This is a genomic window from Streptomyces sp. V4I23, from assembly GCF_030817975.1.
Lineage (GTDB): Bacteria > Actinomycetota > Actinomycetes > Streptomycetales > Streptomycetaceae > Streptomyces.
The window spans coordinates 4,301,603-4,322,938 of the sequence record NZ_JAUSZW010000004.1 but is presented as its reverse complement, the minus strand read 5'-3'; the positions used below and the strand labels follow the sequence as shown (position 1 = coordinate 4,322,938).

The 21,336-nt window shown below is 71.5% G+C and carries 26 protein-coding genes; 4 read left to right on the top strand and 22 right to left on the bottom strand.

All coding sequences use genetic code 11. The features are described from left to right. The first annotated feature begins 229 nt into the window (after positions 1–229). A complete protein-coding gene (locus QFZ82_RS21945) occupies positions 230–682 on the top strand; it encodes a GNAT family N-acetyltransferase (RefSeq protein WP_307714772.1) in 453 nt (150 codons plus the stop codon). Between the two features lie 91 nt (positions 683–773). On the opposite strand, the gene QFZ82_RS21940 is transcribed toward QFZ82_RS21945, so the two are convergent. From QFZ82_RS21940 to QFZ82_RS21915, 6 genes are all read right to left on the bottom strand, one after another. Continuing rightward, positions 774–1,580: an alpha/beta fold hydrolase gene (locus QFZ82_RS21940; RefSeq protein ID WP_307714771.1), complete on the bottom strand. Its 807-nt coding sequence runs from the start codon at positions 1,578–1,580 to the stop codon at positions 774–776. A 51-nt stretch (positions 1,581–1,631) separates the two neighbouring features. Further along, the gene (locus tag QFZ82_RS21935; protein ID WP_307717799.1) at positions 1,632–3,557 is read right to left on the bottom strand and encodes an AAA family ATPase; all 1,926 of its coding nucleotides are present in this window, start codon (positions 3,555–3,557) and stop codon (positions 1,632–1,634) included. A gap of 212 nt (positions 3,558–3,769) precedes the next feature. Next, positions 3,770–4,405 carry a TetR/AcrR family transcriptional regulator gene (locus QFZ82_RS21930; protein WP_307714770.1) on the bottom strand — a complete coding sequence of 212 codons (636 nt, stop codon included), beginning with the start codon at positions 4,403–4,405 and terminating at the stop codon, positions 3,770–3,772. 130 nt (positions 4,406–4,535) lie between these two features. After that, complete coding sequence (locus QFZ82_RS21925; protein ID WP_307714769.1) at positions 4,536–5,579, bottom strand: phosphotransferase family protein; 1,044 nt, start codon at positions 5,577–5,579, stop codon at positions 4,536–4,538. A gap of 277 nt (positions 5,580–5,856) precedes the next feature. Then, the gene (locus QFZ82_RS21920; RefSeq protein ID WP_307714768.1) at positions 5,857–6,633 is read right to left on the bottom strand and encodes an HAD family hydrolase; all 777 of its coding nucleotides are present in this window, start codon (positions 6,631–6,633) and stop codon (positions 5,857–5,859) included. A gap of 123 nt (positions 6,634–6,756) precedes the next feature. After that, entirely contained in the window at positions 6,757–7,587 is an 831-nt protein-coding gene (locus tag QFZ82_RS21915; protein WP_307714767.1) for a GntR family transcriptional regulator, read from the bottom strand. A 300-nt stretch (positions 7,588–7,887) separates the two neighbouring features. On the opposite strand from QFZ82_RS21915, the gene QFZ82_RS21910 reads away from it, so the two are divergent. Continuing rightward, on the top strand, positions 7,888–8,055 hold the full coding sequence (locus QFZ82_RS21910) for a hypothetical protein (protein ID WP_307714766.1): 168 nt from the start codon (positions 7,888–7,890) through the stop codon (positions 8,053–8,055). 8 nt (positions 8,056–8,063) lie between these two features. Here QFZ82_RS21910 and QFZ82_RS21905 read toward each other — a convergent pair whose 3' ends face one another. Both QFZ82_RS21905 and QFZ82_RS21900 read right to left on the bottom strand, forming a co-directional pair. After that, on the bottom strand, positions 8,064–9,308 hold the full coding sequence (locus QFZ82_RS21905; RefSeq protein WP_307714765.1) for a GNAT family N-acetyltransferase: 1,245 nt from the start codon (positions 9,306–9,308) through the stop codon (positions 8,064–8,066). Positions 9,309–9,396: 88 nt separating this feature from the next. Continuing rightward, on the bottom strand, positions 9,397–10,038 hold the full coding sequence (locus QFZ82_RS21900) for an AmfC protein (RefSeq protein ID WP_307714764.1): 642 nt from the start codon (positions 10,036–10,038) through the stop codon (positions 9,397–9,399). Positions 10,039–10,198: 160 nt separating this feature from the next. Between QFZ82_RS21900 and dtd the strand changes: the two genes are divergently transcribed. Next, a complete protein-coding gene (gene dtd / locus QFZ82_RS21895; protein ID WP_307714763.1) occupies positions 10,199–10,636 on the top strand; it encodes a D-aminoacyl-tRNA deacylase in 438 nt (145 codons plus the stop codon). Positions 10,637–10,645: 9 nt separating this feature from the next. Here the strand turns inward: dtd and QFZ82_RS21890 are convergent, their stop codons facing one another. From QFZ82_RS21890 to QFZ82_RS21865, 6 genes are all read right to left on the bottom strand, one after another. Beyond that, the gene (locus QFZ82_RS21890; protein WP_307714762.1) at positions 10,646–11,641 is read right to left on the bottom strand and encodes a folate-binding protein YgfZ; all 996 of its coding nucleotides are present in this window, start codon (positions 11,639–11,641) and stop codon (positions 10,646–10,648) included. Positions 11,642–11,651: 10 nt separating this feature from the next. Next, positions 11,652–12,113 (bottom strand): Fur family transcriptional regulator, encoded by a 462-nt coding sequence (locus tag QFZ82_RS21885; protein WP_307714761.1) that lies wholly within the window; start codon positions 12,111–12,113, stop codon positions 11,652–11,654. 136 nt (positions 12,114–12,249) lie between these two features. Next, positions 12,250–12,822, bottom strand: a complete 573-nt coding sequence (locus tag QFZ82_RS21880) for an FABP family protein (protein ID WP_307714760.1) — start codon at positions 12,820–12,822, stop codon at positions 12,250–12,252. Between the two features lie 221 nt (positions 12,823–13,043). Further along, positions 13,044–13,919 (bottom strand): hypothetical protein, encoded by an 876-nt coding sequence (locus tag QFZ82_RS21875; protein WP_307714759.1) that lies wholly within the window; start codon positions 13,917–13,919, stop codon positions 13,044–13,046. Continuing rightward, positions 13,916–14,704: a hypothetical protein gene (locus QFZ82_RS21870; protein WP_307714758.1), complete on the bottom strand. Its 789-nt coding sequence runs from the start codon at positions 14,702–14,704 to the stop codon at positions 13,916–13,918. Before QFZ82_RS21870 ends, QFZ82_RS21875 begins: the two co-directional genes overlap by 4 nt. After that, positions 14,701–15,417: a hypothetical protein gene (locus QFZ82_RS21865; protein WP_307714757.1), complete on the bottom strand. Its 717-nt coding sequence runs from the start codon at positions 15,415–15,417 to the stop codon at positions 14,701–14,703. The genes QFZ82_RS21870 and QFZ82_RS21865 overlap by 4 nt, the downstream gene beginning before the upstream one ends. A 274-nt stretch (positions 15,418–15,691) precedes the next feature. Between QFZ82_RS21865 and QFZ82_RS21860 the strand changes: the two genes are divergently transcribed. Beyond that, positions 15,692–16,054, top strand: a complete 363-nt coding sequence (locus QFZ82_RS21860) for a DsrE family protein (RefSeq protein ID WP_177150235.1) — start codon at positions 15,692–15,694, stop codon at positions 16,052–16,054. On the opposite strand, the gene QFZ82_RS21855 is transcribed toward QFZ82_RS21860, so the two are convergent. The 8 genes from QFZ82_RS21855 to QFZ82_RS21825 form a co-directional block, all read right to left on the bottom strand. Further along, positions 16,048–16,362 (bottom strand): DUF3099 domain-containing protein, encoded by a 315-nt coding sequence (locus QFZ82_RS21855; RefSeq protein ID WP_177150234.1) that lies wholly within the window; start codon positions 16,360–16,362, stop codon positions 16,048–16,050. The two genes, QFZ82_RS21860 and QFZ82_RS21855, sit on opposite strands and share 7 nt — an antisense overlap. Before the next feature lie 39 nt (positions 16,363–16,401). Continuing rightward, positions 16,402–16,689 (bottom strand): DUF1416 domain-containing protein, encoded by a 288-nt coding sequence (locus QFZ82_RS21850; protein WP_017945923.1) that lies wholly within the window; start codon positions 16,687–16,689, stop codon positions 16,402–16,404. Positions 16,690–16,725: 36 nt separating this feature from the next. Beyond that, on the bottom strand, positions 16,726–17,571 hold the full coding sequence (locus tag QFZ82_RS21845; RefSeq protein ID WP_307714756.1) for a sulfurtransferase: 846 nt from the start codon (positions 17,569–17,571) through the stop codon (positions 16,726–16,728). Positions 17,572–17,717: 146 nt separating this feature from the next. Beyond that, on the bottom strand, positions 17,718–17,801 hold the full coding sequence (locus QFZ82_RS39800; RefSeq protein ID WP_355648638.1) for a putative leader peptide: 84 nt from the start codon (positions 17,799–17,801) through the stop codon (positions 17,718–17,720). Between the two features lie 217 nt (positions 17,802–18,018). After that, positions 18,019–18,768 (bottom strand): DUF2993 domain-containing protein, encoded by a 750-nt coding sequence (locus QFZ82_RS21840; RefSeq protein WP_307714755.1) that lies wholly within the window; start codon positions 18,766–18,768, stop codon positions 18,019–18,021. A gap of 169 nt (positions 18,769–18,937) precedes the next feature. Then, positions 18,938–19,999: a hypothetical protein gene (locus QFZ82_RS21835; protein WP_307714754.1), complete on the bottom strand. Its 1,062-nt coding sequence runs from the start codon at positions 19,997–19,999 to the stop codon at positions 18,938–18,940. Between the two features lie 10 nt (positions 20,000–20,009). Beyond that, the gene (locus QFZ82_RS21830) at positions 20,010–20,264 is read right to left on the bottom strand and encodes a MoaD/ThiS family protein (protein WP_177150230.1); all 255 of its coding nucleotides are present in this window, start codon (positions 20,262–20,264) and stop codon (positions 20,010–20,012) included. Between the two features lie 44 nt (positions 20,265–20,308). Then, positions 20,309–21,127: an alpha/beta hydrolase gene (locus tag QFZ82_RS21825; protein ID WP_307714753.1), complete on the bottom strand. Its 819-nt coding sequence runs from the start codon at positions 21,125–21,127 to the stop codon at positions 20,309–20,311. Positions 21,128–21,336: the final 209 nt, after the last annotated feature.

Below are 21,336 nucleotides of genomic sequence, written 5' to 3'. Positions count from 1 at the left end.
CTGGTGCCGGGTCGGGGCCGAACTCTGACGCAGGAACGGCGGAGCCGTCCACGACCGCGTCGGCACCGCCGGCGATCCGCCCGGTGAGCGGAACGAGGTGCTCCACGAGGTCGCGTCCAGTGGGGTGAGGGAGTGCTCCACGCGGGTCAGGGCCTGGCAAGGGGTGCGGCGCCGGCCCCGGGGCATGTACCCGGTTGACGCTCCGTCATGCACCCGGTTGTCTGCTGCGATGACCGATCTCCGCATCGAAAAGGCCCACGGCGACGACGCCGTGCTCAGGGACTGGCAGTACGTCCACAACGTGATCATCCCGACCGCCACCCTGTCGCTCGACGAGGCCCGCGAGCGTTCCGGGCGCTACCACCTGGAGGTGGCGTACCTCGGCGACGAGCTCGTGGGCTGCTCGACGGTGCGCCCGCCCACGAGCGAGGAGCCGGTGGTCACCGTGATCGCGCGAGTGCTCGCCGCCCACCGCGGGCAGGGCTTCGGCACGGAGCTCTACGCACGCGGTCTGGCGCGGGCGCGCGAGCTCGGCGGCGAGGGAATCGAGACGGTCGTCCTGGAATCCAACCCCGACGGTCTGAGGTTCGCGCTCCGGCACGGATTCGTCGAGGTCGAGCGGTACCTGCTGCCCGGCGACACCGTGCCGTGGATCGCGCTGCGCCTGGCCGCCGAGTGCTGACATTCCCTTCAGGGCCGACGCGCCCCCCGGGCGCCACGACCCGCCAGGTCGCCGGCCCGGCCTGACAGCCGTCCGGGCCATCGGCACAGCCCTACCGTGCGACGCGCCCCAGGAACTCCAGCACCGCCGCGTTGAAATCCGCCGGACGCTCCAGGTTGGGCATGTGGGCGGCGCCTTCCAGGATCGCCAGCGTCGCGTCGGGCAGCAGGGCGTGCAGGGCACGCGCCTCGGCGACCGGCGTGTACGTGTCGTCCGCGCCGACCACGACCAGCGCGGGCACCTGGGCCGCGGCCAGCGAGGCGCGGTAGTCGGGGCGTTCGGCCCGGCCCCGCAGGGCGGCCGCGGCTCCCTGCGGGGAGGTCGCGCGCATCATGGCGAGGACGTGCCGGGCGACTTCGGGTACACCGGTGACGTTGTACGGGGCGACCATCTTGTCGATCACCTCGTCGGCGTATCCGTCGAGCCCCTCGGCCAGCAGCCGGTCGGCCATCGCGTTGCGGAACGCCTTGCCCTCCTGCGTCTCGGCGGCCGGCGAGGTGTCGGCGAGGATCAAGGCGCGCACCCGCTCGGGGAACAGCCGGTGGAACTCCATCGTGATCTGCCCGCCCATCGACAGGCCGCCGATCACGGCCCGTCGGACGCCGAGCCGGTCCATCACGGCGGCGGTGTCCTGTGCGAAGGCGGAGAGCGGCACCGTGCCGGGGACGACCTCGCTCGTGCCGTAGCCGCGCAGATCCGCGGTGATGACGCGGTGGCCCGCGCGGGTGAGCGCGTCGGCCTGGAGGTCCCACATGCTGCGGTTGAACGGGTGCCCGTGGACAAGCACGACGGGCAGGCCGTCCGCCGGGCCACGGTCGTCGTAGCCGATCGAAATGCCGTTCGCCTGAAGGGAGTTCATGCGGGTCAGCCTAGCCAGCACGACCGGGTGCGCCGCCGTGGGCCCGGACGATCACGCGCCGCCCGCCATCGCCGGCGGCAACGGGCGGGTGTGCAGGACGTCGAGCCGGGAGACCGCCCGCGTGAGCACCACGTACAGCCGGTGCAGCCCGCGCGCCTCCGCCTCGGCGATCGCCGAGGGTTCGACGACCACGACATGGTCGTACTCGAGGCCCTTCGCGAGCGTCGCGGGCAGCACCTCGACCCGCCCACCGGTCCCGTCGTCCAGCAGCGGCCGGAGCGCGGCGCGCAGGGCGTCGGTCGGCTCTCCCGCCGCCGCGATGACGCCGACGGAGCCCTCGTGGCGCAGCGCCGCCCGGACCGCGTCGACCGTCGCCGCCGTGACGTCGTCGACCGCGCGGATCCTCAGTTCGCCGTCGTCGCGCAGCGAACGCGCCACCGGTACGTCCACGTCGAGCGAGCCCATCAGCCGGTTGGCGAGGTCGACGATGGCGGCGGGGACACGGAAGCCGGTGGTCAGCGCGACCACGGAGGCGCGGTCCCTGCCCAGGTGGGCCAACTGGCCCGCCCAGTCGCGGGCGGCCCACGGCGTCGTGCCCTGGGCCAGGTCGCCGAGCACGGTCAGAGAGCCGGAGCGGGCCCGGCGGGCGATGGCGCGGCACTGCATCGGGGACAGGTCCTGCGCCTCGTCGACGACGATGTGCCCGTAGCCGTCGGGCCGTTCGACGAGTCCGGCGAGTTCGTCGAGGAGGACGAGATCGGCGGCCGTCCATCGTGCCGAGCGGTACGAACGCGGCGGCCTCTGCCACCGGATCGCATCCTGCTCGGCCGCCGTCAGCAGGGAGTCGCGCGGGTCGGCGAGCAGCGCGGCCAGCACCTCCTCCGGCCGCGCCGTCGGCCAGACGGCGTCGACGAACGCCGTGACCGCGCGGGACCTGCCGAGCCGCTGCACCCAGCTGTCGCTCATCGGCCCGGCCCGCCGCTCGGCCCGGAGTTGCACGGCTCGTACGGCACGGCTGCGCACCCGCTCGCGACCGACGGCGTACGGCGGCGCCTCCTTACGGACCTCGGCGACGATCCGCTCCAGTTCGTCGAGCGGTACGCGCCAGCGGTAGGAGCCGTCGGGGACGGCGAGCGGTCCGGCCGGAGGCGCGACGCGTCCGTACAGGGCGCGGTGCAGGACGGCGGCCATGCGGGCGTCGTGCTTGACGGCCGCCGCGGCCGGCGTGTCCTCGGCCCGCACCTCGTGGCGCGCGATCTCGTCCTGGAGGGTCGACTGCCGGATGCCGACCTCGCCGAGCGAGGGCAGCACCTGCGAGATGTAGGACAGGAACGTGCGGTTGGGGCCGAGGATCAGCATGCCGCCGCGGCTGATGCGCCGCGGGTGGGTGTAGAGCAGGTACGCGGCCCGGTGCAGTCCGACCGCGGTCTTGCCGGTGCCGGGCGCGCCCTGCACGCAGACGGTCTCGGCGAGGGGCGCGCGGACGAGGTCGTCCTGCTCGGGCTGGATGGTGGCGGCGATGTCCCGCATGGGGCCGACGCGGGGCCGCTCGATCTCGCCGGCGACGATGGCGCTGCCCTCCCCCGGCGTGACCGGACCGTCCGTGCCGAGGAGTTCGTCCTCCAGGCCGGTCAGGTCCGCGGAATCGCCGGTGCTGTACGGCGCCCAGCCGAACCGGCGGCGTACGGCGACGCCCTGGGGGTCACGGGCGCTCGCCTGGTAGAAGGTGCGCGCGACAGGGGCGCGCCAGTCGATGACGAGGGGTGGGGCAGCGGGGCGCTCGCTGATACGGCGGCGCCCGATGTGGTGGTGCCGGCCGTCCTCGTGGTCGAGGCGTCCGAAGAACAGCGGGCCCGGCGGCTGCTCGCGCAACTCCTTGGCGTGGCTGCGCAGTTCGTAACCGAGCGTCTCGGCGTCGGCGCCGGAGGCGGAGACGTCGGCCCCGGTGGCGACGCGGTGGTCGGCGTCGTCGGCCATGGCGTGCAGGGCGGCGCGGCAGAGGTCGTGGAAGGCGCGCTCGCGGGCGAGATCACGGTCGGGACCGCTGCCGGAAGCGCGGTCGGGAGTGCGGTCGGCTTCCTGAACAGCTGCCCGGCCGGGGTGCTGGTCGGGGTCCTGGTGGAGTTCCTGATCGAGGGCACGGTCGAGGGACGTCATTCCCGGGAGAATAACGTAACCGAGTTACATTTTTAACCGGGAAAGCCATCCCGTAGCTGGGCGAAGGCGAGATCCGCGGCCGCCACGGCATCCGGCGCGACGTCGTCCGCGCTCTCACCCCCGGCGATCCGCCGCCAGTTCTCCTCGGCCAGGATGCGCTGCACGGCGACGACCTGCCCTGCCGCGAGCCGCGCTGCCAGACCGGCCGTGTCCGGCTTTCCCACGGCGCCCAGCGCGTCCGCGAGTGCCTGCTCCGACCTGCCCTGGTACGCGTACAGCCGGGCCACCAGGCTCGGTGTCCCGTACAGCAGCCGATGGAAGGCGAGCACGCCGGCCTCGTCGCTCAGTCCCGTGACCGGGTCCCGCCGCTCCAGGCCGTCGAGGAAGTGGCGGTGCAGCGCGTCGAGCGGCGGGACTCCTTCCGCGCGGGCGGCCGTGACGACCCGGGCGGCCTCGTCCTCGTGGTCGGCGAACCGGTGCAGCGCAAGGTCCTCCTTCGCGGGGAAGTACCGGAACAGGGTCGGCTTGGACACATCGGCGGCGGCGGCGACCTCGGCCACGGACACCGCGTCGAAGCCCTTCTCCAGGAAGAGGGCGATGGCGGCCTCGGAGATCGCCCGGTACGTCTGCCGCTTCTTGCGCTCGCGGAGTCCCGTCCCGCCGCTCATGCCGCCGCCTCTCCTCCACACCCCGCACGGCACCGGCCGGCGCCGCGGCCCTGTCCAGTACACCACTCGCCAGGGCCGCACGGACCACCGCACGGGACGCGGGAGGATCAGGCCGCGAACCGCCGCGCGATCACGGCGCGGTGGCGGGTCCCGACCGCTTGAGCCAGCCCGCATAGGCGGACATCACCTGCGGCACCGTCGGCACCTGCGTCAGGCCCAGCGGTCCCCTGGCCGCCTCCAGCACACGCCGGACCTTCCAGGCCGCGACCGGGAGGGCGACGCGGTGGGGATCGTTGCGCGGGCCCAGCCCCACGGCCGCGCGGACGACATCGGTGACAACGGACTGGACCCGCTTGTAGGCGAGCAGATACGGAAGATCCCGCTGCCATTCCCGGGAGGCACCTGGGCGGACTTCTTCCACCGCACCGGCCCACATCGTGCCGACGCGTTGCGCGTCACGAGGCGAGCAGCGCATGAGATGGAGGTGCGTGGCCAGCTCGTAAAGGGGATCGCCGATCATGGCCAGCTCCCAGTCGATGGTCCACAGATCGCCCGCGTGGTCGACGATGAAATTGTGGCGGTGCAGGTCCCCGTGCACGAGAGTGAAGGGGCGGTTCGCCAACCGCCCTGCGGGCAGCGCCAGAGCCTCCAGTGCCCTTCTGCGCACGCCGAGCCTCTCGAACAGCTCGCCGTATTCCTCGGCGTGCCGGTCGTACACCTGGGTGGCGGTGAAATCCGTCAACCGGTTGAGGAACACCGTCGAATCGTCGTCGAGCACAGGGTGGCCGTCGGGCAGGCAGGTTCGGGGCAGGTCGTCGAACTCATCGGTCTTGATCGCGACCACCTGCTGAAAGAGCCGTGCGAGCTGGCCCTCGTGGTGGCCGGACAGCGGGCGTCCCGGCAGCGGCCCGCCCCCGGGCGGTCGCCCCTCCACGAATCCCTGGAGAAAGACGCCTGGCGCGACCTCGACGGACTCCGGAACCCGGTCGACGCGCCCTTCGAGCATCAGCAGAAGCCGGTCCTCGGACGCGAAGCACCTGCGGTCGTACCAGAGCACGCCACTGCGCGGTGAGCGAAGCTTGCCCCACTTGTAGCGGGGGCGCAGCGGGCTTTCCGGCGGCAGGGGAAAGGCATACGTCTCGTGGTGGTAGCCCTTGAGCGGTCCCACGATCACGCGGTCACCGCCATCGCTCCACATCACGGCCCGCCGACGAGCCTCGGAGTCCGTTTCCGCGCCGACTGTCATCACTGGTGCCCTTGGTGCTCCGGATCAGGTGCTGATTCGAGGAAAACTACCCTCCCGCTCTGCGTTCCGTGGGGAGCTGCTGCCGACATCATCAGACCGGAGTCATCGCTCCTGCTCGGCATGCCGGGAGCGCAGAGCGGTCCCGGCCCGGCACTCCGCTCGGCCGGCGGCCCTTCAGCGAAAATACAACGGCGTACAACTCATGTCAGTTGGTCGGAGAAGTCGACCAACTTTCGGAAGAACCGGCACACTTGTCACCTCCCGCTGGACCGCCGGTCTCCAGCGCACCCAGGACCGGTAGCAGAGCCGCCATGCTGGAGACGATCTCCGTGGCTCCGGCTTCCTCGAGCTCGGATCGCTTCCTCTCGTTACTCGCATACCCCAGAAACGGGACACCGAGATGTGCGGCCGCTTCGTAGTCGGCCGCCGAGTCCCCGATCATCAGGGACTCGGCGGCGGTCGAGCCGGTCGTCTCCAGAGCCTGACTGAGGCAGTTCGGATGCGGCTTCATCAGGTGCGGATCCGGCATTCGACCGTGGATGTGGGGTCCGAAGTGGAGGGTCAGCCCCTCGCGGTCGAGATAGCTTCGCACCGCGCTCGCCGAGTTGTTCGTCGTGACGGCGAGACGGAAGCCCGCGCCGTCGAGCCCGCGTATCAGGTCTCCGGCTCCTTCGGCCGGCTCGGCCGCCACGACGGCCCGGAGCTCGTGCTCGGTCAGTTGTCGCTCCATCGCCGTCACCAGGTCGCTGCCCGGGTACCGGGTCGCCGTGGCCCTGAGCAGGGCGAGCGGATCGTGGCTGCGGTCGGCGCCCACCGGCACATCGCCCGGTACGTTCCGCACGATCCAGTCCCGGAGCTCGGCCGCCACCTGCTGGGACGGATGCCCGCTGAAGAGATGGCAGATCGGACCGTCGAAGTCGAACAGGACGCACTTCGCAGTGGCGAGAAGGGCGAACACAGCGGTCGGGTGCGAGTCGGTCACATCGCTCCGTCCGTCGGGGCAGCGTCGTCGGACTGCCGGTGCCGTCACTCCCCATACTGCCCACAACTGTGCGTGTTGTAGGCGTAGTTGACGGCGGTGGCGATTCGCACGGGAGGCGGCCGGTCAGCTGCTCAACTCGATGTTGTCCTCGGCCAGCGTGCCCCAAAGGCTGTCGAACCACGCCTGCGACTGCTGGACGAACGCCTCGTCCCGGCGTCCGGCGTGCAGTTCGAAAGGAAAGAGCATCGATTCCGCGCCCAGCGTGTCGTAGATCGCGGACGGCGTTCCCGCGATCTGTTCCTCGCGCCTGGTGACGTTGTAGAACGCGAAGAGCGCCTCTGAGCCGTTCAGCAGGTAGAGCTTGGCGATCGGCGTCACCGGCAGGGTCCTGAGCGTCACGTCGACATCGATGCCTCGGGACGTGATCTCCCGGGCCCTCTTCAGCAGCTCACTGCCGTACCTGTTCCGCAGCGTGAGCCAGTGCTCGTGAACCGCGTCCTCGGTGACCGAGTCCTCGGCCGGCCGCGGAAACGCCAGGCTCAGGGAACGCGCGGGAACGAGCACCCTGATCCGGACGCTCTGCGGTGTGATCTGCCGTGCCTGCACCCGCCGCAGCGGCTCGGCGAGCGCCTGGTTCAGTGTCTCGGTGGTCAGGCAGATCGCGTCGATGCGCACGTCCTGCACCTCGAACGCCTCGATGACGCGCGGGCCGAGGACCGCGACCGTCTCCTGCGGCTCTTCCGGCACCACCCCCTGGGCATGCGGTGACGCAACGCGGGCCGGAGCTCCTTTGCCGCCACCGGTGATCAGACCGGCTTGACGCAGCAAGGCCTGCGCCTGTCGAACCGTGCGCCGCTCCACCTTGAATTCCTCGACCAGCTGCCCCTGGGTCGGAATCCGCTCGCCCTCTTTCAGCCGGCCCGATCGGATGCGCTCGGCCAGGGCGTCCGCCACCTGATCCGGTGAGGGCGTTCCGGCGCCGTTCACTGCATGGTGCTCAAGGGTCACAACAGAACGTTACAACTTCCAGCCAGGTATGGGGAGTTACCGGGATCCTGTTTATTGCTACCGGCCAAGTGGGGACAACTTCAGTGAGTTGGCAGACAAGTTGGCCAACCGGTGCGTGATGTATCAACACACGCTCACGCTCGCTCAAGCGCCATCTGCTCGCCCGTCCAGAGTCGTACGGGTGCCGCGCGCGGACTCGTCCGCACCTCCCTGAGCCGCTCCACTCCTAACCGAGGAGGGATCGCCGTGCCCCTGATCACTCTTGTCATCGAGCAGTACGTGCAGTGGCGCTTCGGCCTCACGGCCGCGCTCGGATGCGCCCTGCTGACCGTCGGTGTAAAGGCGGAGAACGCCACCTGCGCCGGTGTCGGCGGCCTCCTGCTGGTGGCGCCCGCCGTGGCCCCCGGCGTCTGACAGCCCCCTCAGAAGACGTCCGGGCACCAGGCGCGGCGCGCCGTGCGGAACACTCTGTCGGCCAGCGCCGCCGCTCCCGGGCTGTGCTCCTCCACGCGGCCCAGCGCCGCCAGCCGCAGCACCGAGGCGTCCCCCAGGTACAGCGCACCCAGCTCCCGTACGTCCAGCGTCAGATCGGGCGCGGACGAGGACGGGGCGCAGGCCGCCCCGTCCGGCGACACCGTCAGGCCGAAACGGCCGCCCGCGATGCCCGAGGCGTCGCCGACCTCCAGCACCAGCGACGCCGGCACCGCATATGTCCGCGCCTCCAGCGCCCGGACGACGTCCAGCACGCGCACCCACAGGAAATCCGCCTGCGTGACCACCCGGGCCGCCCTCGGGTCGGGCAGCAGATCCGGCAGCAGGTCGTCGGGGGCGCGCCCGCCCGAACGGACCGTGGTGACCCAGTCCACCGAGCACACGAAGTGCCACAGCGCCCGCTCGGCCGCCGGCGTCACCGCGATCAGATCCCGGACCGTGGCCGTGTTCAGCGGCTGCTTGGCGTCGCCCCACTTGTCGTCGGCCGCGTACGTCAGCAGGCCCTCCACGTCCCCTGCGGCCGACCGGTACACCGCGTAGAACGGCTCCGTCCACGGGAACGCGGATGTCACCGCCTGGCCCGTGTTGACCTGCCACCACCGCTCGTCGCGGCTGACCACGCCGTGCTGCCGCGCCGCGAGCCGCCCGTGCAGCTCCGGGCCCAGCTTGCGGACGTCCGAGCCGTCGACCAGGTCGACGCGGCCGCCGTCGTCCGGCCGCGACCAGCGGCCGTCCAGGCCGGCGCGCGGCACGTCGACGGACCACTCGGTGAGCGAGGCGGCGGGGCCGTAGCCGTAGCGCCCGTAGATCGGGTACTCCGCGGCGATCAGCGTCGAGACCGCGTCGCCGCGCTCCTTGGCCTCCGCCAGGTCCTCGGTGATCATCCGGGTGAGCAGGCCGCGGCGGCGGTGGGTCGGCGAGACGGTCACGTTCGACACGGCACTCGCCGTGATCCGGGCGCCGCCCACCACGGTGAGCTCCTGGGCGAACGAGCGGTACGTCGCCACACAGCGGCCCTCGTCGAACGCGCCCTGCGTGCGGGTGAGGTCGGTGTGCGGGAGGCGGCTCGCGACCTCCTCGTCGGTGACGACCGGCGGCCGCAGGAAGCCGGTGGCCAGTGCCCTCAGCCAGTCGGGGAACTCGGTCTCGGCGATCCGACGCGTCTCGACACTCATGCGTCCCACGCTAGGCCGCCCGCCGAAGCCCGCGCATGCCCTTTTCGGGCCGGCGGCCGGTGCGCGAACGCCCTCCCGGCGGCCCGTGTCAGGTCAGCAGGTCGTCGACCTGAGCTTCGCCCTCACGGTACCTGCGGGTGATCTCGGCGCTGCAGTCGTCGGCGGTCCGCTGGAGCTGCTGCCGGCGGCGCGAGACCTGCTGCTCGTAGGCGAGCAGCCGCCCCATCGCGGTGTGCAGCTCCTCGTCCGTGCGGGCGTCGAGGTCGGACAGGCCGACCTCGTCGAGCATGTCGGACGCGAGGCGGCGGTACTCCTCCCCGTGCGGCGTCGACAGCGTGACGTGCCGGGCGGACGAGCCCCGCCGTGACGGGGTGTCGGCGAGGATCTCGGAGAGCCGGTCGACGACCGGCGCCTCCGGGTCGGCCCTGCGCTCCAGTTCGGCCCGCAGGATGTCGATCCGGCCCTGCACCAGCCGCCGCACATAGCTGAGGTCGGCCTCGTCGCGCTGCGAGTCCCGGCGCAGGGCGCGCAGCTCCGGCAGCTTCAGCGTGGCCAGATCGTGCCGGACGGGCTCGGGCAGCTCCGCGCCGGCGCGCTGGTGGGGTGGCCGGGCGGCCGGGGCGGCTTCCGTCGCGGACGCCGCCCGCCGGTCCGCCACGGAGACCGGCGCTGAGACCGGCGCGGAAACCGATACGGGGCCGAGCGACCGCCCGGCGCCAGATGTGCTCATGTGCGTATGTCCGTCCCCTCGCAACCGGTGCATGGGCCCTTTCCCGGCCCGGGGGGCCCGGGGATGCACCGCCTGCGTGCATCGTGCCATCCCGATACGTCCCGTCGCAGGCGGTCTGCACCTGTTCGGCCCCGAATGGCGGCCAGGTAGTTTTCTCGGTATGCGTGCAGTGGTGCAGAGGGTGGACGGCGCGAGCGTCGTGGTGCCCGGTGAGTCGGGGCCGGAGACGGTCGGCGAGATCGTCGGCGAGGGACTGTGTGTGCTGGTGGGGGTCACCCACGAGGACACGAGGGAGAAGGCGGCCCAACTGGCCCGCAAGCTCTGGTCCGTACGGTTGCTGGAGGGGGAGAAGTCCTGCTCGGACACGGGGGCGCCGCTGCTGGTGATCTCGCAGTTCACCCTCTACGGGGACGCCCGCAAGGGCCGCCGCCCCACCTGGAACGCGGCGGCGCCGGGCCCCGTCGCCGAACCGCTGGTCGACGAGGTGATCGCCCAGCTGCGGGCGCTGGGCGCGCACGTGGAGACGGGCCGGTTCGGAGCGCAGATGCGCGTCTCGCTGACGAACAACGGCCCGTTCACGATCATCGTCGAGGTGTAGCGGCGGGCCCTACGGCTCGACGACCGTCTCCTGGGCTGCGGCCGTGTCGCCGGCCAGGAGCTCCGCGTCCACCGGTACGTTCCGCTTGATCAGCGCGAGCGCGATCGGCCCCAGCTCGTGGTGGCGGCCGGACGTGGTGACGAAGCCCAGCTGGCGGCCCTCGTCGCCTCCCCCAGAGCCTCCGGCCTGGGAGGTGCCCCCAGCGGCCAGCCGTACCGGCGTGCCGGGGGCGGGCAGGTGCACCTCGCTGCCGTCCAGGTGGAGGAAGACCAGCCTGCGCGGCGGCTTCCCCAGGTTGTGGACACGCGCGACGGTCTCCTGGCCTCGGTAGCAGCCCTTCTGCAGATGGACCGCGCTGCCGATCCAGCCCAGCTCGTGCGGGATGGTGCGGTGGTCGGTCTCGAAACCGAGCCGCGGCCGGTGCTGCTCGATCCGCAGCGCCTCGTGCGCGAGGATCCCGGCCACCGGGCCGTGCTGCTCCGCGTACGCCTCCAGGTCCGCGCGCGGCAGGAACAGGTCGCGGCCGTACGCGGTCTCCCGGACGACCACGCCGTCCGGCGTCTCGGCTATCGAACCGGCCGGCAGGTGGACGACGGCGAACTCGTCGGTGCGGTCGGCGACCTCCACCCGGTAGAAGAACTTCATCGATTCCAGATAGGCGATCAGCGCCTCCTGCGTGCCCGGCTCCACGTGCGCCCACACCGTCTCGCCGTCGTCGACGAGATACAGGGCGTGCTCGATGTGCCCGTGTGCGGAGAGGATCAGCGCCTCGGTGGCCTGCCCCGCCGGCAGCTCGCTCACGTGCTGGGTGAGCAGCAGGTGCAGCCAGCTCAGCCGGTCGTCGCCGGTGACGCTCACGACGCCGCGGTGCGAGAGGTCGACGAGACCCCTGCCGGCGGCGAGTGCGCGCTGCTCACGGAACAGGTCGCCGTAGTGCGCGGCGACCCCTTCGTCGCGTCCCTCGGCGGGAACCGCGCCGGGCAGGGACAGGAGAGGGCTCTTCATACGAGCAAGACTACGACTCGGCGGACGGTGTCCCGCCGGACGCCTTGGCCCGTGCCTTCTCCGTGCAGTCCTCGCATCGGCCGAAGATCGCGAAGTGCTTCATGTCCGTGTCGAAGCCGAACGTCGCGCGCAGCTTCGCGGTGAAGTCGGCGGCCACCTCGACGTCCGCCTCGATCACGTTCGTGCAGTCCCGGCACACCAGATGCAGGTGGTGGTGCCGGTCCGCGAGGTGATAGGTGGGGGCGCCGTGCCCGAGATGGGCGTGCGAGACCAGGCCCAGCTCCTCCAGCAGCTCCAGCGTCCGGTAGACCGTGGAGATGTTGACCCCGGACGCCGTCTTGCGCACCTCGCCCAGGATCTCGTCCGGGGTGGCGTGCTCGAGGGTGTCCACGGCCTCCAGGACAAGCTGGCGCTGTGGGGTCAGCCGGTAGCCGCGCTGCCGCAGATCGCTCTTCCAGTCGGTGCTCACCACAGCCCCCAGTCTAGGCAGCGGCACGCCGCCCGGCCCCGGCCGGGCACGGGGAAACCGGCCACCGGCAGGGCCGTCGACGGCCCTGCCTGGTCAGCCACGGACGCGGCTGCACTCCTGGCTTGCCCGAAGGGCCTGCCTACTTGAAGAACGCGATGCCGTCGTCGGGCAGGTCGCCGAGGTCCTTGGCCCAGGACTCGACCTGCTCCGGGGTGACGACCTTCTTCAGATGCGCCGACATGTACGGCCGCAGCGGGACCTCGGGGGTGGCCTTCTCGCCCACCCACATCAGGTCGCTCTTCACGTAGCCGTAGAGCCGCTTGCCGCCGCTGTACGGGCCCGAGACGGCGGTGCGCGCGACGGCGTCCGTCACCAGGTCGATCTGCGGCTTCTGGTCGGCGAGCTCGCCGTACCAGATCTCCACGATGCCCTGGTCGCGGACCATGACGACCTCGACCTTGCGGTCCTTGTCGATGCGCCAGTAGCCGCTCTCGCTCTCCAGCGGCTTGACCTTGTTGCCCTCGCCGTCGAGGACCCACGAGTGCGAGACGTACTCGATGAAATCGCGGCCGTCATGGCTGAAGGTCACGGACTGGCCGAAGTTGCACTTCTCGGCGCCGGGGAAGTCCGATACGCCCGCGCCCTCCCACGTGCCGAGGAGGAACGCGAGGGGGACGAGGTCCGGGTTCAGGTCGGACGGAATCTCGATCATGAGCAGCTCTGTGGGTCGGTGACGGTACGGGCGGTCAGCGCTGGCCCTGGTACAGCTTCTTCACAGCCAGACCGGTGAAGGCGAGGACGCCGACACAGACCAGGATCAGCAGGGCTTCGAAGAAAACGATCACGGAGTGCTCCTCGAATGAGCGGTGAAGGCAGAACGGGCCGGGCCCCAGCTTAGTAGGCCGGGGCCGGGCCCGTTCTGTGAGGTCCGCGTCAGCCGAGGAGCTGGTTCTGCAGGACGACCGTCTGGTGGAAGGGCACCCGCGGGACCTCGCCCTTGCGGGAGAAGACGACGAACGCGACCGTGTCACCGGCCGTGATGTAGGCGTGGCGGACGTGCACGGGGCCGCGGGGCGCGGCCTCGTCGTACACGTAGCGCTCGGTGGAGGTCACCTTCGCCTTCACGTCGTAGGCGTCGTCGTACGACGACATCTCCTCCACGCCGTTCGGCTGCAGCGTCGTGTCGGGGCTGCCGCCCATCTGCGTGTCGAAGAAGTCGCCCGCGATCGCCGAGGTGTGGAAGCGGAGCAGGAAGATCCGGGCCGAGGTGCCGTCCGGCATCGTCCAGCCGCGTGCCACGACGTGGCGCGCGCGGGACTCCGTGAGGTGCTCGAGCAGGCTGTCCCGCTCGTCGCTCACGTACTGCCCCGTGAACCGGTCGAACGGCACCCGGCCGCGCTCGCCGCGCAGGGCCGGGTCAGGCGTGCTGCCCGCCGGTGCCGGGAGCAGGAGCTGCTCCAGGTCGGCGTAGTGGATCTCGGCCGGGTTCGTCTGGTCGAACGGCAGCGGAGCACCGGCCGGCAGCACCGGCTTGGTGAGCTTCGGGTAGTCCCACCGCCCGTCACTGAGCGTCGACAGCCCCGGGACGTCGGTGCGCTCCTGCGAGACGATGCCGTACGCGGTGCCGGTGCCCACCGCGGCGAAGACGACCACGGCGGCCGTCCAGCGCAGCACGGCCCTGAGGACCCGCCGGTCCCGCGGCGGTGCGGGGAGTGGTGTGAAGTCCGGCGCAGGCGGCACGGAGTCCGGCGCGGGTGCCTCCGGCGGCGCGACGGGGTGGGGCGGCGTGGGCTGGGCGTTGTCGGTCACACGGCCTCCCCGGGCGACGAGATGTGGTCGAGCTGCTCACGCACGAGATTCTTGATCTTTCCGGTGGCGAGCGGCTTGGCGCCGTACGCGTACACGCTCACCAGGACCTCGCCCACGGGGGCGGTGCACATCATGACGTCGAGCTCCACGTCGTCGGTCTCGGGCATCAGGAAGCACGTCGCCTTCGGGTGGTCCTTGATCTTCGGCCCCTTGCGGAAGACCCCGAACGCGTCGGCCATCTCCTTCTGGAACGCGGCGATATTGCCGACTGCCTTGGTGTTCTTCAGCTGCGCCAGCCGGATCTCCACGACGAATCGGGAGTCGACGGGGCGGTAGCTGCGCGCGGCCAGGCCCTTGATGCCCAGCTTGTCGACGGCCTTGTCGTGCCGCTTGCGCTTGGCGCTCGGCAGCCCGCGCGAACCCTCCTTGAACAGCGCGACGGCCCGCTCGGCGTCCAGCACGCTGTCGTTGCCGAACTCGTCGACGTCGGGGCCTGGCTGGTACTGCAGAGGCATCGGCAGGAGCTGGGCCGCCAGACCGGTCGGCTCCAGCAGGGGGATGTCGAATTCCGGGTGCTCGGCGGGTTCCGCCCAGACCACGGTCGGCGCGGTCCGGTCCGCGTCCTGGAGGACGGACCAGCCCCAGGCGCCTCCGCCGGCGACGAGGCCGAGGCTCACGACGGCGGCGACCAGCGCGACCGGGAAACGGCGCCGGCGCGGCGTCGCGGGACCGGGTCCGTCCTGCACGAGGTCCGCCTGCGTGGTGGGATTTGTCGGCTCGTTCACAGTCGCTCCAACTGGCGCTTGGCGAGCGACTTCAGGTCCTTCTCGTCGACCGGTCCCGAGTTGTTCGCGTACTCGATGATCATCACGATGTCGCCCCGCCAGGCCACGGCCCGGCCCTGGTACAGGGGCTCGTAGCCGGCCTCGCGCAGCGGCTCGTCCCAGACGTAGGTGCGGCCGTCGGCGCTGCCGGGAATCGGCTCACCGTCGTTGCCCGCCCACTTCTCGTCGTCCAGGTACCACTGCTGTGCCTCGCCGAAGATCCCGGCGTTCAGTTCCTCGTCCTCGCGGAACTGCACCAGCCGGATGTCGACGTAGACCTCGCCGTCCACGGACCAGCTCACGGACGCGCACCGGCGGAACCCGTCCTCGGCGAGGAACTCGAACATGTCCCCCTCCTCCTTGAACCATGTCGCGAAGGAGTACAGGTCCTCCCAGCCGGCCTCACTCTCGGTCCTGGCGCCCTTCGGCTTCGTCAGCAGCAGCTCCCGCAGGTCGCCGTCGGTCTTGACCCACCGGTTCGCGTTCAGGGACCGGGCGGTCGTGCCCGCCTTGGCCGGGACGGGCTTCGGGGTCCTGATGTCGGGCTGCGACAGCACGGGCAGCGGAGTGGGCTCGCGCTGGTACTGCACGGCGTAGCCGGTGACCGTGCCGGCGACGACGCCGAGCACCGCGGCGGCGGCGATCAGCGCGACGGTGCGGCGGCGCCGGCGCACGCGCCCGGCCGCCACGGGCGCGGGCGCGGGTTCGGCGGCAGACGGCGCAGACTCGGTGCCGGCCGGTCCGGGTTCGGCGGCAGACGGCGCGGGATCGGCCGGCCGTCCGGCCGGTTCCGGAGGTGTGTCAGGGGCCGGGGCCGGCGAGGCCCCGGTGTCCTGCGTTTCCAAAGAGTCCCCCCACGAGACGTGAAGCGTGGATTCCGTATCCGCGTACACACCTGACCCCCGGCACCGGTCGGGGGTTGTGGCGGGGAGCATTACAGTTCGGCATATGGCGAAGAAGCTCGTGATCAAGGTGACCGCAGGTGCCGACGCACCCGAACGCTGCTCCCAGGCCTTCACCGTGGCGGCCGTCGCCGTGGCCAGTGGGGTCGAGGTCTCGCTCTGGCTGACCGGTGAGTCCTCGTGGTTCGCCCTGCCCGGGCGCGCGGCCGAGTTCGAACTGCCGCACGCCGCGCCGCTGCCCGATCTGCTCGAGTCGATCCTGGCCGGCGGGCGCGTCACCCTGTGCACCCAGTGCGCGGCCCGGCGCGAGATCACGGAGAAGGACGTGCTGGAGGGCGTACGGATCGCGGGCGCCCAGGTCTTCGTCAGCGAGGCCGTGCAGGACGACGTGCAGTCCCTCGTCTACTGACGCGGCCTGCGTTTCCCGTCGATCTCGTCCCACCACTCGTCGGACTGCGGGTCCCCGGACGGGTCGTCCCACCAGCGGTCGTCCGGGCCCCGCCGGTTCGCGATCACCGCCGCGACCGGCGGGACTACCATGGCGACCAGGCACATGCCGACGGCCACCGGGACCGACCACAACCGCACGACGGCCCAGGCGGAGACGAACAGGACGAGGCACCCGCCCATCATCAACAAGTAGGTGCGACGCCGTCGCGCGTACATGTCTTCAGCGTACGACCGAAGGGCCGCACCTCGTTCCCGGTAAGCGTCCAACCCCCAGGAGGTGCGGCCCTTCGGCCGGTCAGTCGGCGATCAGACGGCGATCGCGACCTCGGAGAGTCCGCCCGTCTGCGCGACGACGGTACGGTCCGCCGTGGCGCCCGGGACCAGGGCGCGCACGGTCCACGTGCCCTCGGCCGCGTAGAAGCGGAACTGTCCGGTCGCCGAGGTCGGGACCTCGGCGGTGAACTCGCCGGTCGAGTCCAGCAGGCGCACGTAGCCGGTGACGGGCTCGCCGTCGCGGGTCACCTGGCCCTGGATGGTGGTCTCACCGGGCTTGATCGTCGAGGCGTCGGGGCCGCCGGCCTTCGCTCCACACATGTCTTTCGTCCTTCTTATGGGTCGGGTCGGGGCGGATTACTTGTTGGCGCCGAGCTCGATCGGCACGCCGACGAGGGAGCCGTACTCGGTCCAGGAGCCGTCGTAGTTCTTGACGTTCTCGACACCGAGCAGCTCGTGCAGCACGAACCAGGTCAGCGCGGAACGCTCACCGATACGGCAGTAGGCGATGGTGTCCTTCGCCAGGTCGACCTGCTCCTCGGCGTAGAGCTCGCGGAGCTCGTCGTCCGACTTGAAGGTGCCGTCGTCGTTGGCGTTCTTCGACCACGGGATGTTGCGGGCGCTCGGCACGTGGCCGGGGCGCTGCGACTGCTCCTGCGGGAGGTGCGCCGGGGCGAGCAGCTTGCCGCTGAACTCGTCGGGCGACCGCACGTCGACCAGGTTCTGGCTGCCGATCGCGGCGACGACGTCGTCACGGAAGGCGCGGATGGACGTGTCCTGCGGCTGGGCCTTGTACTCGGTGGCCGGACGGGCGGGCACCTGGGAACCGTCGACCAGGTCGCGGGAGTCGAGCTCCCACTTCTTGCGGCCGCCGTCGAGGAGACGGACGTCGCTGTGGCCGTAGAGCTTGAAGTACCAGAAGGCGTAGGACGCGAACCAGTTGTTGTTGCCGCCGTAGAGGACGACCGTGGAGTCGTTCGCGATCCCCTTCGCCGACAGGAGCTTCTCGAAGCCCTCCTGGTCGATGAAGTCACGGCGGACCGGGTCCTGCAGGTCCTTGGTCCAGTCGATGCGGACCGCGTTCTTGATGTGGTTCTTGTCGTAGGCCGAGGTGTCCTCGTCGACCTCGACGATGACGACCTTCGGGTCGTCGATGTGGGCCTCGACCCAGTCGGCGTCTACCAGGACGTCGCTGCGGCTCATGCTTCTTCTCCTCCGGGGCAGTGTGCGGCGGTGGTGCGCGAGGGGTTGTGCGCGAGAGGTGTGCGGGTACGCGGAAGGCGCGTGGATCAGCACGGCGGCCCTGACAGAGGTCGAAGGGCCTGAGGGATACGGGAGTCGGGGCCCGCTCAGACAGTGCGACAGAGCATGGCGGCGACGCGGCACAGGTCTACTGCCCGCCGCTTCGTGAGATCCGCCTGTCGCTGCTTCATGGAACCGATCGTAGGGACGAGTCGGCTGCCATGTCACCGGTGTGTCGTATGGTGAGACGCGATCATCCACTATGCGGGACATGTGGCTCCCGGAACGTGCGTCCGTCCCGTCGCCGACGACGCGGGCGCCTGCCTCTCCTGCCCCTCGGACGCAGCCGTCTCACCATGCGGCCGCCGACCCGTCCGGCGCCTTCGGCCCTGCCCCTTCCGCCGGGTCTCAGCCGGTCAGCGCCACGTCCTTGCCGGTACCCGAGAACCGCAGCCCCTCGTCCGTGACCGCGACCTTGTCGAGGGTGATGCTCGACGGCAGCCCGTCGATCTTCAGGTCGTAGTCCACGGCCTCGCGGAGCTTGTCGTCGAAGCCCGGGAGGGGCAGCCGCGGCAGCTCCTGCGCCTTCAGCCGCACCGTGGTCCCGTCGCTCAGGCCGACCGTGCTGTACGTGCTGACCTGACGGTCGCCGAGCAGCGCCTTCAGCGTGTCGGGCACCGGGACGCCCGCGCCCTCCAGCAGCCCGGTCAGCGGACCGGTGACCTTGACCTGCCCCTTCGCGGCCCGCTCGGGACCGGCGTATCCGACGGCGGCGCCCCTGGGGGCCGCCTCGGTCAGGTCCGCGTACGAGATGCGGGCCGACCCGTCGGCCCGGCCGGCGGTGGCGGAGGAGAAGCTCCCGTCGACGCGCACCTGGCGCAATTCGGCCTTCACCTCGGTGACGTTGACCTCGCGCCCGCCCGCGATGGCGGTGATGCCGGAGAGGCTCACGTCGACCTCGTCCAGCTCCCTGCCCAGAACCTGAGTGAGGAACGGGAAGCCGCCGATGGACACCTCGGGCATCGTGGACAGCCCCTGACTGCTCTTGATCCTGTCCGCCGCCTCGGACTCGGCCAGGTTGACCGCCAGCCGGTCGGCGGCGACGAAGAGTCCGCCGAGGATCACGCCGACGATCAGCAGTATCCGCAGTGCACGCATTGCTCGGAGTCCCCCACCCTGTCCTGGCCCTGTCCTGTCGGCCCCCGGCCGCCCGCGGGCGTGAATCGGTCCGGACGACGCCGTCTGCTCAATGATCGACGTCCGGGGCACGGCATTGGTTCCGTACCGGGTCTGCGTCGCACATCACGGCCGCCGGGCCGGCGCGCGTTCAGACCAGTGCGCGGCCGAGCAGATACACCACGGGAGCCGCGGCCGTCAGCGGCAGCGCCACGCCCGCCGTCATGTGCACGAAGCGGGACGGGTAGTCGTAGCTCGCCACCCGCAGCCCGATCAGCGCGCAGGCGCCGGCCGCGCACCCGAGCAGCGCGCCCCCGGACCCCGCACCCGTCAGCCCGCCCGCGGCGATGCCCGCTCCGGCGGCCGCGAGCAGCGCGACCACGACGGAGACCACGCCCGGCAGCGGCAGCGCACGGGCGACGACGGCCACGGCGACGGCGATCGCGCCGATCGTCACCGCGTCGGCGTCCGCCGCGAGGAGTCCCGTGGCGAGGATCGCCAGCGCGGCCGAGGCGACCGTCGCCATCAGCCCGGCCATGCGCTCGTCCGCGCTCGCGTGGCTGCGCAGCTGCAGCACGAGCGTGAGCAGCACCCACACGCCGAGCGTGCCGATGATCGCGGCCGGGGCGTTCTCCCGGCCCGCCGCGAGCAGCGCGGCGTCGGCGGCGAGGCCGCCCGCGAAGGCCAGGGCGATGCCCTGCCGCGCGGGCCACATCCCGTTCAGCCGGAACCAGCCCGCCGCGGTGACCGCCTGGAGCAGCACGAGGGGGACGAGCAGCGCGTACGTGCCGAGGGCGGCGCCGCCCGCGAGCAGCAGACCCAGCAGGGCGGTCAGCCCGGCGGGCTGCAGACCGGGCGCGATGATCGGCGAGCGGCCTTCGGCACGGGCCCGCTGGGCTTCCGTGAGCCGCGGCTGCGGAGCGTCCCCGGGCGCGCCGTGGCCCTCGCCGGCCGGGGCCGCAGGGGATTCGGGCGGCAGCGGAGCGGCCGCCTCGGCGGGCCGCGGCGGCAGGTAGGCGGCGCCGGCCGCGGCGGCAGGCTGCACGACCGGCTGGTACTGGGTGTCCCAGGTGTCGCCCTGCCAGGTCTGCGTGGCGCCCGAGTCCGGGTAGGGCTGCTGCCCGTACGCGTCCTGCTGCGCCGGGTACGGCTCCGGCTGCTGCCGCCGGTACGGCTCGTAGGAGCCGTACGGATACTGCTGATCGCTGCTCATGCTGTGCGGTTCACCCTCCTGCGAACGGCGGGAGCACCTCGACCGTGCCGCCCTCGGCAAGGCGTACGGTCTCATGGCTCCGGGTCCCGACGGGGTCACCGTCGACGAGGAACGAACACCGACGGAGTACCCGCGTCAGCTCGCCCGGGTGCCGTTCGCGCACCGCGTCGAGCGCCTCGGCGAGCGTCTTCGCGGCGTACGGCTCCTCCGCGACGCCGGCCGCCGCCTTGGCCGCGGCCCAATAGCGGATGGTTCCCGCTGCCATAGCGGCACTCCTCTCATTCGTGTCGCGCCGCCCTCCATCATGGGTCATGCGGCGACCAGCCAGTCCGCGAGGCGGACGAGCAGCGCCTCGTCCGCGGCGTTCTCGGCGTGGCCCATGCCCGCTTCCAGCCACAGCTCGGCCGAGCCTGCGGCTGCCGCGGCCAGCATGCGCGGATGGTCGAGCGGGAAATAGGGATCGCTGTCGCCGTGGACGATCAGCAGCGGGGTCGGCGCGATCAGCGGCACGGACTCGACCGGTGAGAGGGGAACCGGGTCCCAGTCCCGGTGGTGGATACGGGTGCGGAAGCCGTAGCGGCCCACCAGCCGGCCGACCGGGCGCGTGATGACCCAGTGGACGCGGCGCATCGGGGCCGTACCCCGGTAGTACCAGCGCGCGGGGGCGCTCACGGCGGCCACCGCATCGGTCCGTGCCTCCGTGCGCCCCTCGCGCTTCTGCACGGCCGCGTGGCGCAGGACGACGGAGCCGCCCATGGAGAACCCGACCGTCACCACCCTGGCGTAACCGAGTGAGCGGGCCCACTCCACCGCGGCGGCCAGATCGAGCACCTCGCGGTCGCCCAGGGTGGAGCGTCCTCCGGAGCGGCCGTGCCCCCGGAACGAGAACGTCACCACACCCGCTCGCCGCGCGAAGACGCCGGCCGCGCGCCGCAGCGCGGGCCGGTCCACGGAGCCCGTGAAACCGTGGGCGACGACGATCGCCGTCGCGGCCGGACCGGCCGAGCACGGCTCGTGGAACGCCTCGATCGGGACGCCGTCGAGAGCCCGCAACATTGCGCGCCGGGGGCCGGGGGAGATCGAGGACACGTCCACAGTGTGAAATCGGCCCTCTTCCGCGCAACTCATGTGGGCTATTCTGCTGGGCAGAGGATCCGGGCAATGCCGCCCCCGGGTCCTTTTGTGTTTTCCAGCCGTTGTTACAGCCGGGTGAACACAAGCTCACCAAGGCTCTCGGGCGCGAGAGAGCCGCCGTACGAAGCAGTGCCGCAGGCGTCCTCGCAGGGACCGAGGAGGAACCGACGTCATGGACGAGCGAACCGAGCACCGATCCGAAC